We start from the raw sequence: 14,843 nt of genomic DNA, 5'->3' as shown, positions 1-14,843 counted from the left end.
GGGTGCGCGCGGGCGCGTCGGGGGTTTCGGGCAGCACCGCCGTCGGACCGGACGTCCCGTGGGGGCGGACATCCGTTCCGGCGGGGCGCTCGCCGAGCGGGCCGTCGCCGGGCCGGGGACGCCGGGTTCGGCGAGGTGTCCGACAGTCGGCCGCTCGTTTCCTAGAGTGAAACGACGTTTCGAAAACGTCGTCCAAATACAGCGCCAGGCCCGTCCGGATGTCAAGAGGCGCGGGGTTTCGCTCCCGTTAAACCGTGAGTCCGCGCACGGGGCGGCGGCGGTCCGTCGGAAGGGGTGGGGTGGATTCAGTTGGGGAAACAATGGAACGCATAGGGAAACAAGACTCTTGACGCTCTCTCAGGGGAGATCCTAGGGTTGGCTGCGGCGAGCGGCCGAAACCCCCTGCAGGCAGGCGGAGTTCACGGGCCCGCCACGGTCACCGAGTCCGGGCCGCAGCAGGCCCAGGGGAGGATCCGTATGAGCCCGTCGTCGGGCACCGGCCGGGCCACCGGCACCGTTCGCCCCGGCTGGAGCGGACGCTTCTACGAGGACTTCACGGTCGGCGACATCTACGAGCATCCGCTGGGCCGCACCGTCAGCGACGCGGACAACACCTGGTTCACGCTGCTGACGATGAACACCAACGAGATGCACTTCAACGAGGTGTACGCCGGACACAGCGAGTTCGGCCGGCCGCTCGTCGTCTCCACCCTGACCCTGGCCGTCGCGGTCGGACAGAGCGTCACCGACCTGACCCAGAACGCCTTCGCCAATCTCGGATGGGACGACGTGAGGATGACCGCCCCGGTGTTCGCGGGGGACACTCTGTGGTCCGAGTCGATCGTCCTGGCGGTCCGCGCGTCCGCCTCACGCCCGGCGGCCGGCCTCGTCACCGTCCGCACCCGGACCCTCAACCAGCGTGGCGAGCAGGTGTGTTCGTTCCGCCGCACCTTCTACGTCCACCGACGCGGCGTGCTCCCCGCCGACCGGCACCGCCCCCGGCCCGCCGCGCCGCTCGGGCTGGACGACACCCCGTGAGCGCGACCCGGGCACTGCCACGGATCGGCTACGCACCCTGGGGCGAGACCCTCGACGAACTCGTGGCCGCCGGACGGGCCGCGCGCGAGGCGGGCGCCGACACCCTCTGGGCGGCCGAGCTCCACCGCAGCGCCACGATCACGGCCGCCGCGCTCGCCCCCGTCGCCGGCCCGGCCCGCGTCGGGACCGCCGTCGCGCTCGCCTTCGTCCGCAGTCCGCTCACCACCGCGCTGGAGGCCCTCGACCTCGACGAACTCAGCGCGGGCCGCTTCGTCCTCGGCCTCGGCAGCGGGGTCCGGCGGCTCAACGAGGACTGGCACCACGCCGACTTCGACCCGCCCGTGCGGCGCCTGCGCGAGACGGTCGCCTGTGTCCGGGCCTTCACGGCCGCCTGCGCGGACGGTGCCACGATCGAGGCGGGCGGCGAGGTCACCGGATTCCGCATCCGCGGCTACCGGCGCCCCTTCCCGCCGGTGCGTGCGCGCATCCCCGTCCATCTCGCCGCCGTCGGCCCCGTGATGACCCGCCTCGCGGGCGAGATCGCGGACGGCTGGATCGGCCACGAACTGGGTTCACCGGCCCACCTCGAGGACACCGTCCTGCCCGGGCTCGCCGAAGGACACGCCCGCCGGGCATCCGCCCCGGCCGCCTCTCGCCCGGACAGCGGACCGGCACCCGGCCACGGCCTCGACGGGTTCGAGGTCACCGCCTCCGCCTGCTGCGCGATCGACCCCGATCCCCGGCGCGCCCACCGTCTGGCCGCGGGCGGCCTCGGCTTCTACGCCTCGGTCCGCACCTACGGCCCGCTGTTCGCCGAGCACGGACTCGAATCCGCGCAGCAGCGTGTCCTCGAGGAGTTCCGCTCCGCGGGCGCCCGCGCGGACCGGCTCGGTCATGTCGTCGACCCCTCCATGACCCGGGCCCTGACCCTCACCGGTACCCCCGACGAGGTCGCGCGGCGGCTCACGGAGTACGCGGCCGTGGCCGACTCCGTCAAGCTCGGCCCGCCCGTCCACGGGCTGGAACCCGAGGAGATCCGCGCGGCCCAGGCGGCCGTCATCGCCCTCATCAAGGAGGTACGCGCATGACAGCGCCGACGGATCAAGCGGCGCCGGTCCCGCGCCCGCTGGCGGACGTGCGTGTTCTCGCGGTCGAGCAGTACGGGGCCGGCCCGTTCGGCTCACTGCACCTCGCCGACCTGGGCGCCGACGTCATCAAGATCGAGGATCCGGGCGCCGGCGGCGACGTGGGCCGCTATGTGCCACCCCACCAGCACGGTGAGGACTCGCTGTTCTTCGAGGCGTTCAACCGCAACAAACGAAGCGTCTCCCTCGACCTCGGCCATCCCGTCGGCCGGGCGGTGTTCGAGGACCTCGTCCGGCACAGCGACGCCGTCTACTCCAACCTGCGGGGCGACGTCCCCGAGCGCCTCGGCATCACGTACGACATCCTCAAGCATCTGAACCCGGCGATCGTCTGCTGCTCGCTCACCGGCTTCGGCATGACCGGACCCCGGTCCGCGCAGCCCGGTTACGACTACATCCTCCAGGGCCTCGCCGGCTGGATGGACCTCACCGGCGAACCCGGGGGACCGCCCGCCAAGTCCGGTCTCTCCCTGGTCGACTACTCCGGCGGCTTCGCCGCCGCGCTCGCCCTGCTGGCCGGCCTGCACGCCGCCCGCCGCGACGGCCGGGGCCTCGACTGTGACGTCTCCCTGTACGACACGGCGCTGAGCATGCTCACCTACCCGGGCCTCTGGCATCTCAACGGCGGCTTCACCCCGACCAGGACCCGGCACTCCGCCCACCCCTCCCTCGTCCCGTTCCAGGCGTTCCGGGCCCATGACGCCTGGATCGTCGTGGGCTGCCCCAAGGAGAAGTTCTGGCAGCGCCTCGCGGGCCTGCTCGGCCACCCCGAATGGGCGCGCGCCGACCACGCGTACGGCTCCTTCGAAGGCCGCCGTACCCACCGCGAGGAACTGATACCCCGGCTGGAGAAGCTCTTCGCCGAACAGCCGGCCGCCGCCTGGATCCGGCGGCTCACCGAAGCCGGGGTCCCCTGCGGGCCCGTCAACTCCGTCGCCGAAGCGCTCGCCGACCCCCACACCGAGGCCCGCGGACTCGTCGTGGAGACCAGCCACCCGCGTTTCGGCACCGTCCGCAACCTGCTCAGCCCGGTGCGCACCGGCGCGCCCGCCCCGGCCCACCGACGGGCACCGCTGCGTGGCGAACACACCGACACGGTCCTGACCGAGATCCTCGGATACGAGGAGACGCGCATCGCCGACCTTCGCGCGCAGGGGGCCTTCGGTGCCTGAGACCACCCCGCACGGCCACCCTCACCCGCATAGCCACCCTCACCCGCACAGCCATCCTCACCCGCACGGTCACACGGACGACGATGGGGTTCCGGCCGCCGCACTGATCGCCCGCTGGGCGGGCCGGCTCACCCTGGAGCAGGTGCCCAGCGTCGTGCGCCGAGCCGCGCGCAGACAGTTGCTGGACGGCATCGGCTGCCTGCTCGCCGCCCTGCGGACGGACGCGGCCGTTCCCGCACTGACCGCCGCCCGGGGACTCGGCGGCCCGCGGGAAGCCGCGGTACCCGGTACCACGGAGCTGATCGGCGCGCCCGCCGCCGCACTGGCCACCGGCGCACTCGTCCACGCCCTCGACTTCGACGACACCCACCCCGGCGCACTCGTCCACGCCACGGCCGCCGTGCTCCCCGCACTGCTGACCACCGCCCAGCACACCGCCGCGACCGGCGCGCACGTCCTCACCGCCGCCGTCGCGGGATACGAGACCGCGGTCCGGGTGGGGCTGGCCGCCCCCTACCGCTTCCACGCCCGAGGCCTGCACGCCACCCAGGTCGCGAGCGTCTTCGCCGCCCCCGTCACCGCCGCGGTCCTGCACGGCACCTCCGTTCCCGTGCTCACCCACGCCCTCGGCCTCGCGGGCAGCAGCGCCGGCGGACTCCTCGAATTCCTCGACGCGGGCAGCGACACCAAGACCCTGCACCCCGGCCTCGCCGCCCACGCCGGACTCCTCGCGCTCCGCCTCGCCACCGCCGGCGCCGAGGGGCCGGACACCGTCCTGGAAGGCCGCTACGGTGTGTACGCGGCGCTCGCCGGACATCCCGTCACGGCCGCCAGGGTCGCGGGCGACCTCGGTGAGATGTGGCACGCGCCCGCCGTCGCCGCCAAGCGGCACCCGTGCTGCCGGCTCATGCATCCCGCCCTCGACGCCGCACGAGTCCTGCACGGCGAACTGGCCGGCGCCGAAGTGGCCTCCGCCGTCGTCGGCGTACCCCCCCGGTGCGGTGCCCATCGTGTGCGAGCCCGCCGAGCCGCGCCGGGCACCCCGCACTCCGTACGAGGCGAAGTTCGCCCTCCCGTACTCCACCGCCCTGATGCTGCTCGACGGCCGGATCACCCTCGACTCCTACGACCGGGAGACCGGCGCGCGCCCGGACGCCACCGCGCTGGCCTCCCGCGTCACCCACCGGGAACACCCCTGGCAGGGACCCGACGCGGAGGCCCCCGGCCGCATCCGGGTGCGCACCACGGACGGACGCGAACTCGCGGCCGAGATCCCCGGCGGCTACCGTCCCCCGCCCTCGACCGAGGAGGTGCTGGTGAAATTCCATGCCAACGCCGGTGGAGAGAGCGCCCTTTCGCGTGAACTCGGCGAACGCGTCCTGAGCATCGACCGGGAGCCGACGCTCGACCGGGTGCTCGAACTCACCGCGCGCATCGGCGTCTTCGTCGCGCGGAGGACACCATGAGTGCCCCGGTCCGCCCCGCCGCCCGCCTCACCGCCGTCGTGCCGTCCGCGGACCACAGACCGGGCGTGGAAGCCCGAGCCGTGTGCGACAGGCTGGCGCGGCTGCTCCAGGAACACTCCGCCGCGCCGGGCGACATCGTCCACCTCACGGAGTTCACCGGCGTCGCGGCACTGGAAGCACGGGACGAACTCGGCTGCGCGCTGGCGGAGTTGCTGGGCCCGCACCGCCCGGCGCGGACCACCGTCATCAGCGACACCTTGCCCGCCGGCGCCCGCTTCGCCCTCGCCGTCCGGCTCGATCCCGGCGGCGGCCGGGCCCTGTCGGCGGGTCTGCGCGAAGCGACCGACGGAACGGTCTTCCTGCCCACCGTCCTGCCGCTCGACCCGCGCGGGGACATCGCCCACCCCGGCGACTTCCCGCGCCAGTACGCCCACTGCCTGCGCACCGCCGACCGCCTGCTGCGCGGCGCGGGCCTCAGCCTCGACCACGCGGTGACCACCTACGACTACTCCACCCCCGCGACCCGCCGCGCCTATCCGCTCTGCGCCGGTCCACGCCGCGAACTGCTGGGTGGGGCGGGGGTGTTCCCCGGCGCGGGCGGCATCCTCATGTCCCGGCTGCACGCCCCGGGCATCCTGGTCGCGCTCGATGTCACGGCCTCCCGGCATCCCCTCACCGCCGTCAACCCCGGCTGGCGGCGCTACGACACCCTCACCTACAGCCCGGGCGTGCGCGCGGGCCGCACCCTCCACATGTCCGGCTTCGCCGCTCTCGACATGGACACCCAGCAGGCTCTGCACGCCGGTGACCCGGCCGCCCAGACCGCCGAGATCTATCGCGCGGTGCGCACCGTGATCGAGGCGGCGGGAGGGAGACCCGAACACCTCGTGCACACCCAGGAGTTCCTCTGCCCTCCCGCCTTCGCCCCGGCCGACCCCGGCCGGGCCGCCCTGGCCCCGGCCGATTCCGTGGCCCGGGTGGCCACTTCCGCGACCCCGGCCGACCCGCTGGCCGCATCCCGTGCGGGCGCGCTGGGACCCGGAGCCCATCCGGCCGTCACCACCGCCGGCTGCGCCGCCCTGCTCCGCCGGGAGTTCCTCGTCGAGGTGTTCCCGACCGCGGTCCTGCCCGATCCCGCGGACCTGCCCGAAGGAGGCACGTGACCCGCACCCTGCTCACCGACGAACTGCGCGCCCTCGTCGGCCGTACGACCGTCTACACGGCGCCCGAACCACTCGGTCGCGCCGCCCTGCGCTACTTCGCGACGGCCGTCGGCGACTCCAACCCCCTCTACACGGACCCCGGTTACGCCCGCGCGCACGGCCACCCCGATGTGATCGCACCACCGACCCTGATCTGTGAGACCAACCAGTACACCGGCCTGCCACCGGACGAGGACGGCTACGCGGGACACACCTGGGGCATCCGCGTCCCGCACACCGCCACCGTCCGCGGCTCGCACGCGTACACCTTCCACCGTCCGGCCGGACCCGGCGTCCGTGTCACCGCCACCTGGACCCTCGTCTCCCTCGGCGAACGCACCACTGGCGACGGCCGCCCGCTGCTCACGGTCACCTCGCACTGCGCCTACACCGACCAGCACGGCACCCTGCTCGCCGAGAACGAGGAGACCGTCCTGCACATCGCACTCGCCGCCGAGGAGCCCCGGTGACCGGCCCCCAACTGCTGCCCGGGGCCGTCGTACCACCCCTGGAACGGTCCTTCCCCATCACCCGCCTGGTCGCCTACGCCGGCGCCACCTGGGACTGGCACCGCCTGCACTACGACACCGCCTACGCGGGCGCCAGAGACCTGTCCGCCCCCGTCGTGGACGGACAGGTCTTCGGGGCACTCCTCGCCGAGCAACTCCTCGACTGGCTCGGCCCGGCCTGCTTCCTGCGAAGCCTGCACTTCCGTTTCGCACGGCCGGTGTTCGCCGGAGAGAGCGTGCGCTGCGTCGGCCGGGTCACCGCCGTCGACGGCCGCCTGGTGACCGTCGAGCAGACCGTCGAGGTCCTGGGCCCCCGAGCCCGTACCGCGGTCGCCCCCGCCGGAGCGCTCGTGGAACTCCGCGAACCGGCAGGCGGCCCGTGACCACCGGGATCGCTGTGGCGGGCGTGGCCGAGGCCGACCTCGGCGTCAGTGACCTGCCCGCCCTCGCCCTCCTCGCCCAGGGCGTCACCCGGGCCCTGGACGACGCCGGTCTCACCCTCTCCCAGGTCGACGGACTCGCGACCTCCGGCACCGGCCGCTTCCCCGCCACCCAGGCAGCCGACTACCTCGGGATCACACCGGCCTGGACGGACTCCACCTTCGCGGGCGGCAGCGCCTTCGAGATGTACGTGGCGCGCGCCGCCCAGGCCATCGCGGCCGGACAGTGCACCACGGCCGTCATCGCCTACGGCTCCGACCAGCGCTCGGGCCGCTCCCGCAGCCTCACCGGGCCCCTGGACCCCGCCTCTCCCGAGACCCAGTTCGAGGCACCGGCCGGACCGCTGTACCCGCTCTCCCACTACGCCATGGCCGCCCGGCGCTACCTCCACGTCCACGGCCACTCCCGGCGCGCGCTCGCCGAGGTCGCCGTCGCCGCCCGTGCGTGGGCGCTGCTCAACCCGGCCGCCCACCGTCACGGCGCCGGACCCCTGACCGTCGACGAGGTGCTGGCCTCCCCGATGATCTCCAGCCCCCTCACCAAGGCGGACTGCTGCCTCGTCACCGACGGGGGCGGCGCGATCGTCCTCACCTCCCTCGACCGGGCCCGGGACCTGCGCCGCACCCCGGTGCGCGTCCTCGGGTACGGGGAGGCCACCACCCACACCGGCTCGGCGGGGCCGGACGACCTGTTGGCCAACCCGGGCGCGTACGCGAGCGCCGCCCGCGCCTACCGGCACGCCGGGGTGAGACCGGCGGACATCGACGTCGTCCAGGTCTACGACTCGTTCACGATCACCACGCTCCTGTCGCTGGAAGCCCTTGGCCTGTGCGGCCCCGGGGAGGCGGCGGACCTCGTCGCGGACGGCCGCATCCGCCCCGGCGGCGCCCTCCCGCTGAACACCAGCGGCGGGGGACTGTCGTACGGGCATCCCGGCATGTTCGGGGTGTTCCTCCTGATCGAGGCGGTACGACAGCTGCGCGGCGAGTGCGGCGCGCGCCAGATCCCCGGCGCGCGGACGGCCGTGGCCCACGGCACCGGCGGCATCCTGTCCACCCACGCCACGGTCGTCCTCGCCCGCGAGGACACGGGCGGCGCCGGATCGAGCCCGCCCGGCACTTCCGAGCCGTGGACCGGCGCGGCCGAACTCCCGCCCGGCGCAACCGGACACCGACCCGGTTCACCCGAGCCTCCGCGCACCCCGGACCCCCCGCAGCCGGGGACGAGGCCGCCTTCCGGGCTCACCGGCGGGGCTCACGGCGGACCGCAGGCCCCGCCGTGGGACGGGCCTCTTCCCGCGCCCGCCGACGCCGTCACCCTGCCCTGGTGGGACGCCACGCGGACCGGACGGCTCACCGTCCAGCGCTGCGACGCCTGCCGTCACGCACAGCATCCGCCCCGCGTCCTGTGCACCGCCTGCGGAGCCACCAGCGGGCTCCGGCTCGTCCCGGCCGCCGGAACCGCGGTCCTCGACACCTTCACCGTCGTGCACCGCGCGCCGCACGGCCGCCCGGTGCCGTACGCCCTCGGGCGGACCCGGCTGACCGAGGGCCCGGTGCTCCTCGCCCCGCTGGTGGGGGACCACGAGGCCCTGCTGTGCGGTCAGTCACTGCGGCTGACCTGGCGGGCGTTGCCCGACGGCAGGATGCTGCCCGTGTTCCGTCCCACCGGGGACCCGGCGGACCCCTAAGGCCTGGCACCCCGTCCACCGACCCGCCGCACGCGGCGCCACCGCCGCCCGCCGAACCGGAGCCCTGAGCCGTGGACTTCACCCTGACGCCCGAGCAGAAGCTGTTCCGCCGGACCCTGCGCGACTTCGTCGCCAAGGAGATCGAACCCGTGGCCCAGGAGTGGGAGGACTCCGGCAGGTATCCCACCGAAATCGTCGCCCGCATGCGGGAGATGGGCCTGTTCGGCCTGACCGTCCCGGCGGAGTACGGCGGACTCGCCGCCGACATGGTGTCGTTCGCCCTCGTCTTCGAGGAGATCTCCCGGGGCTGGATGGGCATCGCCGGAATCCTCGGTTCCCACTCCCTGGCCTGCTGGATCCTGGCCCGGCACGGGACGCCGGAGCAGAAGGAGCACTACCTTCCCCGGCTGGCCGACGGCGAGTGGCGCAGCGGCATCGCCCTGACCGAACCCGACGCCGGCACCGATCTCCAGGGCATCCGCACCACGGCCCGCCGCGACGGCGACGACTACGTCGTCCACGGATCCAAGACCTGGATCACCAACGCACGGCACGCCCACGTGCTGCCCGTACTCGTGAAGACCGACCCCGAGGCCGAGCCCGCCCACCGGGGCATGAGCCTGCTGCTCGTGGACACCGCGACACCCGGCTTCACGGTGGAACGCGACCTTCCCAAGCTCGGCTACAAGGGGACCGAGTCCTGCGAACTGCGCCTGGACGGAGTACGCGTACCCGTCGGCGCGCTGCTCGGCGGAGTCGAGGGACGGGGCATGCAACAGGCCCTGTCGGGGCTGGAGATCGGCCGTATCAACGTCGCCGCCCGCTCGGTCGGCATCGCGCAGGCCGCCTACGACGCCGCCCTCGCGTACACCGCGCAGCGGCACGCCTTCGGACGGCCCGTGCACGACTTCCAGGCCGTTCAGTTGCGCCTCGCCGACATGGCCACCGAACTCCAGGCCGCCCGCCTCCTGGTGTACTGGGCGGCCTGCCGGGCGGACGAGGGCCGGCGGGTCGACACGGAAGCGGGCATGGCGAAACTGTTCGCCTCGGAGACCGCCATCCGCGCCTCGCTCGACGCCATGCGCCTGCACGGCGGCTACGGCTACTCCAAGGAGTTCGTCGTCGAACGCCTCTACCGCGACGCCGCCCTGATGGCGATCGGCGAGGGGACCAACGACATCATGCGCACGGTCATCGCCCGCGGTCTGTCCGCGCACACCACCACGATCGGCTGACTCCGGCATGACCGGCCCCACGCCTTCGGACCGCGCGCCCCGCTCCTATCTGTACGTCCCCGGCGACCGCCCCCGCATGCTCGCCAAGGCGCTCGGCCGGGGCGCCGACGCGCTCATCGTCGACCTCGAGGACGCGGTCGCCCCCGCGGCCAGGCGGACCGCGCTGCGAGCCGTACGCACCTGGCTGGAGGCGCTGCCGCCGGACGGCGCCACCAGCGTCTGGGTCCGGGTGAACCCCGGCCCCGACGGACTGCGGGAGGCCGCCGCCCTCGTCTGCCCGGCGCTGCGCGGCCTGTGCCTCGCCAAATGCCCGCACCCCGGGGCCGTATCGGCGTTCCACGACGTGCTCACCGAGCGGGAGGCGCAGCTCGGTCTCCCGGTGGGCCGGATCGCGCTCTCACCCCTGCTGGAGACGGCGGCCGCCGTCCTGAACGCGCCGGCCCTGGCCGCCGCGCCGCGCGTCGCCCATCTCCAGGCCGGAGAGGCCGATCTGTGCGCCGAACTCGGCATGGAACCGTCCTCCGACGACCGGTCGGAACTGCTGGTCGTGCGGACCACCCTCGTCCTCGCCAGTGCGGCGGCCGGGATCGCGCCGCCCGTCGGCCCGGTGAGCACGGTCTTCCGTGACACGCAGGCTCTGCTGGCCTCGACACGCGCTCTGCGCCGCCTCGGCTACCGGTCCAGGGCATGCATTCACCCCGATCAGATCCCCGTCGTGCACGAGGTGTTCACTCCGTCCGCCGAGGAGGTGTCGGCGGCCCGGGCGCTCGTCGACCGCTTCGAGGAGGCGGTCGCCTCGGGCCTCGCCGTCGTCACCGGAGCCGACGGACGCATGGTCGACGAGGCGGTCGTCCGCGCCGCCCGCCGGGTACTGGCCGCGGCGCCCGAACAGACGGCCTGAAGCGTGCCGGTTCAGGCCTGCGGCGCCGGGGAGAGTCCCGGTCAGATCCTCGTCAGGCTCAGCAGATCCGTCACACAGCCCGGTCCGGCGCCCGGCAACGCGGCCGCCGTCGCCGCGAGTCGGCCGCTCCGCTCCGCGCCCAGTGACGGCTCCGCGCCCGTCCGGAACTTCTCGGCGAGCTCCGCCGCGGACAGGGGGTTTCCCGGTCCGCCCCGGGAGGAGGTCACCCGGTGTTCGAGCCTGGCCCCGCCGCGCGTCCGCACCCGCAGCACGGCACCGAAGGCGTGGGGGAACTCGGCGTCGCACCGCGCGTCGGACACCACCTCCACCCGCGCGGCCAGCGCCAGCCGCCGAGGGTCGGTGAACGCCTCCGGGGTGAAGTCCCGCAGCTGGACCCCCGGGCCCCGGTCCCGGTCGGCGAGCAGCGCCGAGGCGACGGTGTAGGGGCCCGAGAACTTCGCGTGGTACGGCGAGGATGGGCGGACTTTTTGCTCGCGGGGCTCCCCGATCGTGCGGCGCGGAGCCGCGGCCACGCCGAGTTCCACCGCCACCACGTCCGCCGGATCGAGTCCGTCGGCGCGCAGCGCCAGGGCACAGTCGATCCCGGGATGGGTGAAGTGGTTGGAGGGGTACGGTTTGTAGACCGTGCGCGGGTACTCCCACCGCGCGGCGTCGTCCATCGCGTCCAGACCGGTGAGCAGCGGTCCCGCGTCCCAGCGGTCGCCGAGAAACGCCGTGAGGAAGCCGAACCTCCCCTCCAGCACGGTGGGCGGTCCGGTCACGCCGCCGGCGGCCAGCTGCGCGGCGCTGACACCGCAGTGAGCCGCCCAGCCGCAGTGGATCCGCTTCACCGTCCCGCCGGTGCGGTTGGCCTCGATGACACCCGCGCCCATCGAACAGGCGATGCCGATCGCGTCGGCGAGCTGCGCCGAGGTCAGTCCGAGGGCGAGGCCGGCTGCGACGGCGGCACCCACGGTTCCGCAGATGGACGTGGCGTGCAGGCCCTTCTCGAAGAAGACCGAGTTGCGCAGCCGGGGATCGTAGGACGCCATGCCGAGCCGTACACAGATCTCACCGCCCGCGACCAGGGCCGCCACCGTCAGCGGCCCGTCCGCGCCGCTCGCCTCGGCGGCGGCCAGCGCGGCGGGCAGGACCGCCGCGGTGGGGTGGAGCACGGAGGGCAGGTGCGTGTCGTCGAAGTCCAGCGCGTGCGCCAGGGTCCCGTTGACCAGTGCCGCGCGGTCGGCGGGAAGGCGTGCCCCGCTGCCGATGGCGGTGGACTCCGGGTTTCCACCGGCCCGCCGAGCCACGGTCAGCGCGGCCTCGTGCGGGCCTCCGGCCGTCTCGTCGCCCACGTAGGGGCCCAGCGCGGCCAGGCAGTTGCCGAGCGCGTCGGTGATCCGGGCCGTGGCGTCCTCGACCACGGCCGGGGGGATCCCGTCGCGGCACCGCGCGGCGAAGTCGGCGAGCCGCGCGGCGAACCCCGTTCCGGATCCGGCGCGTTGGCCGGTTCCCCGGTGTGTGAGGTGCCGGTCGCTCGAGCCGGTCGAGGTGGGGCACGCGTCGTCCGAGCCGGTCGGCGATGCCTGGTGGGGTTTGTCGTCCGGCCCGACGAACTCCCTTCCGGATCCGTTGCCTTCGCCGGTTCCCCGGTGCGTGAGGGGGGCGTCGTCCGAGCCCGTTGACGTGGGGTATGCGTCCCCCGAAGCGGTCGCCGAACCCTGGGGCGCGTCGTCGTCCGTGCCGACGACGGCTCGCCTGACGCCTGTGTCGGCCCTGGCGTCCGGCCGGCGTGTACCGGAGGTCCGCCGGACGCCGGGTCCGTGTTCCGTGCCCGTCATGCGGTGTCCTGCGCGGCCAGGACGGCCAGCGGCCGTACCGGGGAGCCGGTGGCGCCCGCCAGGGGCAGTGGGGCGAGCACCAGCAGGAACTCCGTGGCCCGCGACTCCGCGAGACCGGTCAGCCGCATGGTCTCCACGATGTGGATGCCGGCGTCCACGAGGAGGCTCCCGTGCACGGGCAGTACGGCGTGTCCGCTCCCCGCCGGGATGTGCTCGAAGGCGAGCGTCTCCCCGCCCACGAGACGCGGTCCGCGCTCGGCCAGCCATTCCCCGGCCCCCGGACCCGGCCCCGGGGCTCCGCCCAGTTGACCGGTGAACACCTCGGGATCGTCCCAGTGCCGCGACCACCCCGTGCCGATCAGCACGGCCTCACCCGGCCGCGGTTCGGTCCGTGCCTCCTTCACGGCGTCCTCCAGTTCCCCGACGGTGACTTCGTGGGCGGGCGGCAGGACGGGGACCCCGTGCAGCCGGGCGATGTCGAGGAAGACGGCCCGCCCCACGTAGGGGGTGAACTCCTCGATACCGAGCCGGGAGAACCCCGTCGCGGACTGGGCGGTCGCGGCCTCGGACCCGTCGTGCAGCCGTCCGTCCCGTGACACATGTGCCAGCGCGTCGATGTGCGTACCGACGTGCCCGCCGGTGATGACGATCTCGTTGGCCGCCGATCCGCCGTCGGGCCGTACGAGGTCACCGTGACGGCGCTCCAGGAGCATGCGGTACGGGGGGTGGTTGGGGGACTGCGGCATGCCCCGGCGCATCGGATGGGCCAGATCGAGGATCCGTGCGCCGGACAGGGCGACCCAGGGCTGGTGGACGGTCAAATGACCCTCTCCTCTCGCAAGGTGTCGAGCTCGGCCGCGGTGAGTCCCAGCCGGGTGCCGTAGACACGGTCGGTGTCCTGGCCGTGCGGCCTGCCGGTCCAGCGGATGCTGCCGGGGGTGGCGGAGAGCCGGAACAGGACGTTCTGCATACGCAGCGGACCCAGCTCCGGGTCCTGGACCGTGGTGAGGGTGTCGAGGGCGCGGTACTGCGGATCGGCGAAGACGTCGGCGATGTCGTACACGGGGGAGACGGCGGCGTCGGCGGCCTCGAACGCCTTGAGCACCTCGGCCCGGTCCCGTCCGCCGATCCAGTCGGCGACCTGGGAGTCGAGCAGGTCGGCGTGGGCGGCCCGGCCGGCTCCGGAGCCGAACCAGGGCTCGCGCACGACCTCGCCGTGTCCCACGAGCCGCATCACCCGCTCGGCGACCGTCTGCGCCGAGGTACTGACCGCCACCCAACCGCCGTCCCGGGTGCGGTAGATGTTGCGGGGGGCGTTGTGCGCGGAGCGGTTCCCGGTGCGCCGTGGCACGGTGCCCAGCTGGTCGTAGGCGAGGGGCGCCGGGCCGAGCAGGGTGAGCAGCGGCTCGATGATGGCGAGATCCACGACCTGTCCGCCGCCGCCGTGCACATCGCGGTGGTAGAGCGCGGTCTGTACCGCCGCCGCGGTCACGAGGGCGGTGACACCGTCGGCGAGTCCGAACGGCGGGAGGGTGGGCGGGCCGTCCGGCTGCCCGGTGACGGCGGCCAGTCCGCTCATCGATTCGGCGAGGGTTCCGAAGCCGGGCCGTGCCGCGTAGGGGCCGAACTGGCCGAAGCCGGTGACGCGGGCGATCACCAGGCCGGGGTTCGCGGCATGCAGGGCCGTGGGCGACAGGCCCCAGCGTTCGAGCGTCCCGGGCCGGAAGTTCTCGATGAGGACGTCCACTTCACGGACCAGCCGCAGCAGGATCCGGGCGCCACGCGCTCGGGACAGGTCGAGGGTGACGGTGTGTTTGTTGCGGCCGAGCATCTTCCACCACAGCCCGGTGCCGTCGCGGGACGGACCGTGGGTACGGGAGGGATCGGGCCGGGAAGGGTGTTCGATCTTGATGACGTCGGCGCCGAAGTCTCCGAGAACGGTGGCCGCCAGCGGACCGGCGAACAGCGTCGCGCAGTCCAGGACGGTGATCCCGTGCAGTGGGCCGGGCGGTGCGCCGCCAGGATCGGGGGAGGGGAACGGCACTGTGGCTCACACCCTTCGGATCGACGGATGTTTCTCCTTGTGGAACGCCGTTTCGAAAAGTTAGCATGCGGCCCAGACCCACGAAAGAGAAACAGTGTTTCCCAACCAGTTCCTCTATCCGGGAAAGGGGGTGCGGACGGCTCCCGGGCGAACCGGGGA

The 14,843-nt window shown here is 73.8% G+C and carries 13 protein-coding genes and 2 pseudogenes; 12 read left to right on the top strand and 3 right to left on the bottom strand.

All coding sequences use genetic code 11. The features are described from left to right. The first annotated feature begins 477 nt into the window (after window positions 1-477). From OG780_RS02630 to OG780_RS02580, 12 genes and pseudogenes are all read left to right on the top strand, one after another. A complete protein-coding gene (locus OG780_RS02630; protein ID WP_328444213.1) occupies window positions 478-1,038 on the top strand; it encodes a MaoC family dehydratase in 561 nt (186 codons plus the stop codon). Then, on the top strand, window positions 1,035-2,126 hold the full coding sequence (locus OG780_RS02625; protein ID WP_328444212.1) for an LLM class flavin-dependent oxidoreductase: 1,092 nt from the start codon (window positions 1,035-1,037) through the stop codon (window positions 2,124-2,126). Before OG780_RS02630 ends, OG780_RS02625 begins: the two co-directional genes overlap by 4 nt. Beyond that, window positions 2,123-3,355 (top strand): CaiB/BaiF CoA transferase family protein, encoded by a 1,233-nt coding sequence (locus OG780_RS02620; RefSeq protein ID WP_328444211.1) that lies wholly within the window; start codon window positions 2,123-2,125, stop codon window positions 3,353-3,355. The genes OG780_RS02625 and OG780_RS02620 overlap by 4 nt, the downstream gene beginning before the upstream one ends. Next, window positions 3,348-4,160: pseudogene (locus tag OG780_RS44525) on the top strand (MmgE/PrpD family protein); the annotation flags it as partial. The gene OG780_RS02620 and the pseudogene OG780_RS44525, both read left to right, overlap by 8 nt. Beyond that, window positions 4,147-4,638, top strand: a pseudogene (locus OG780_RS44520) (hypothetical protein); the annotation flags it as partial. The pseudogenes OG780_RS44525 and OG780_RS44520, both read left to right, overlap by 14 nt. A gap of 33 nt (window positions 4,639-4,671) precedes the next feature. Continuing rightward, a complete protein-coding gene (locus OG780_RS02610; RefSeq protein ID WP_328444207.1) occupies window positions 4,672-4,821 on the top strand; it encodes a hypothetical protein in 150 nt (49 codons plus the stop codon). Beyond that, window positions 4,818-5,984: a RidA family protein gene (locus tag OG780_RS02605; protein WP_328444205.1), complete on the top strand. Its 1,167-nt coding sequence runs from the start codon at window positions 4,818-4,820 to the stop codon at window positions 5,982-5,984. The genes OG780_RS02610 and OG780_RS02605 overlap by 4 nt, the downstream gene beginning before the upstream one ends. Beyond that, the gene (locus OG780_RS02600; protein ID WP_328444203.1) at window positions 5,981-6,493 is read left to right on the top strand and encodes a MaoC family dehydratase; all 513 of its coding nucleotides are present in this window, start codon (window positions 5,981-5,983) and stop codon (window positions 6,491-6,493) included. Before OG780_RS02605 ends, OG780_RS02600 begins: the two co-directional genes overlap by 4 nt. Further along, the gene (locus OG780_RS02595) at window positions 6,490-6,915 is read left to right on the top strand and encodes a MaoC/PaaZ C-terminal domain-containing protein (protein WP_328444201.1); all 426 of its coding nucleotides are present in this window, start codon (window positions 6,490-6,492) and stop codon (window positions 6,913-6,915) included. Before OG780_RS02600 ends, OG780_RS02595 begins: the two co-directional genes overlap by 4 nt. Continuing rightward, on the top strand, window positions 6,912-8,663 hold the full coding sequence (locus OG780_RS02590; RefSeq protein ID WP_328444199.1) for an acetyl-CoA acetyltransferase: 1,752 nt from the start codon (window positions 6,912-6,914) through the stop codon (window positions 8,661-8,663). The genes OG780_RS02595 and OG780_RS02590 overlap by 4 nt, the downstream gene beginning before the upstream one ends. Before the next feature lie 71 nt (window positions 8,664-8,734). Next, entirely contained in the window at window positions 8,735-9,898 is a 1,164-nt protein-coding gene (locus OG780_RS02585; protein ID WP_328444197.1) for an acyl-CoA dehydrogenase family protein, read from the top strand. Between the two features lie 7 nt (window positions 9,899-9,905). Further along, a complete protein-coding gene (locus OG780_RS02580) occupies window positions 9,906-10,799 on the top strand; it encodes an HpcH/HpaI aldolase/citrate lyase family protein (protein ID WP_328444195.1) in 894 nt (297 codons plus the stop codon). A 41-nt stretch (window positions 10,800-10,840) separates the two neighbouring features. Here the strand turns inward: OG780_RS02580 and OG780_RS02575 are convergent, their stop codons facing one another. Genes OG780_RS02575 through OG780_RS02565 form a run of 3 tightly spaced genes read right to left on the bottom strand, consistent with a single transcriptional unit; the run spans window position 10,841 to window position 14,684 of the window. Continuing rightward, on the bottom strand, window positions 10,841-12,640 hold the full coding sequence (locus OG780_RS02575; protein WP_328444193.1) for an MmgE/PrpD family protein: 1,800 nt from the start codon (window positions 12,638-12,640) through the stop codon (window positions 10,841-10,843). Beyond that, the gene (locus OG780_RS02570; RefSeq protein ID WP_328444191.1) at window positions 12,637-13,461 is read right to left on the bottom strand and encodes a cyclase family protein; all 825 of its coding nucleotides are present in this window, start codon (window positions 13,459-13,461) and stop codon (window positions 12,637-12,639) included. The genes OG780_RS02575 and OG780_RS02570 overlap by 4 nt, the downstream gene beginning before the upstream one ends. Then, window positions 13,458-14,684, bottom strand: a complete 1,227-nt coding sequence (locus OG780_RS02565) for a CaiB/BaiF CoA transferase family protein (RefSeq protein WP_328444189.1) — start codon at window positions 14,682-14,684, stop codon at window positions 13,458-13,460. Before OG780_RS02565 ends, OG780_RS02570 begins: the two co-directional genes overlap by 4 nt. Window positions 14,685-14,843 lie beyond the last annotated feature (159 nt).

The organism is Streptomyces sp. NBC_00386 (genome assembly GCF_036063235.1).
Lineage (GTDB): Bacteria > Actinomycetota > Actinomycetes > Streptomycetales > Streptomycetaceae > Streptomyces.
The sequence above is the reverse complement of the archived record's forward strand: the minus strand, read 5'-3'. Positions and strand labels throughout refer to the sequence as shown.